General features: G+C 73.1%; 1 protein-coding gene. It reads right to left on the bottom strand.

Annotation, left to right across the window (positions count from 1 at the left end):
- Nucleotides 1-170: 170 nt before the first annotated feature.
- A partial coding sequence (locus AC1RPY_RS08220; RefSeq protein ID WP_481763193.1) for an LPXTG cell wall anchor domain-containing protein occupies nt 171-234 on the bottom strand: 64 nt, incomplete at its 5' end.

Genomic DNA, 234 nt, shown 5'->3' with positions numbered 1-234 from the left:
GCTCCCAGGTCGTGCGGTTCACGTCCAGCGTAGTCGGCAAACCTGCGTTGATCCGGTTGCCGCGTGTTCTGGGCGGCACCGAGGCCCGGGCGAGGCCCGACAGGGGTCGCAACACGCCTTTACGGCGTCGCGATAACGGCGTGTTGCGGCCCCTGTCCGCGGTCTGCTGGTCAGGCCTTCCGGCGGCGCCGGCCGACGAGCGCGGCCCCGGCGAGGACCAGCAGCCCGGCCCAG

Source organism: Dellaglioa sp. CoH-56-MRSF-12, from assembly GCF_056782075.1.
Note: the sequence above shows the minus strand (reverse complement) of the source record. Positions and strands in the feature narration are given on the sequence as shown.